Source organism: Stenotrophomonas sp. 3diitr2024, from assembly GCF_042136455.1.
Taxonomy (GTDB): domain Bacteria; phylum Pseudomonadota; class Gammaproteobacteria; order Xanthomonadales; family Xanthomonadaceae; genus Stenotrophomonas; species Stenotrophomonas sepilia.
In genome coordinates, this window is record NZ_JBHHMJ010000532.1 from 1 (window position 1) to 314 (window position 314).

Annotated in this window: 1 protein-coding gene; it reads right to left on the minus strand. The window is 66.2% G+C overall.

The window, feature by feature from the left end; genetic code table 11:
* A partial coding sequence (locus tag ABGA94_RS13595; protein WP_375367544.1) for an efflux RND transporter permease subunit occupies positions 1 to 314 on the minus strand: 314 nt, incomplete at both ends.

The following is a 314-nucleotide window of genomic DNA, read 5'->3' on the forward strand; positions in this document are numbered from 1 at the left end:
GGCCAGCGGCTCCGGGCTGCCTTCCAGGCGCGCCAGTGTTGGCTGCCACGAAGGATCGTTGCGCTGCCGAAGTTCCTCGATCAGCACCCCGATCGGCGCGTCCGTGCGGCGCGCGGTCCACTCGGCACCTACCGAACGGAACAGGCGGGTCATCACCACTGCAAAGCCAATGCCGATGAACATCGCGATCGACGAATTGAGGAAGGTCGCGCACAGCGCCGGGGTGAAGCCCAGCGCCAGGAACGCCGAGAACGCCATCGAGATGGCGATGGTCAGCGCGAACTGCTTGTAGATCTCGCCGGCAGCACCGCCCT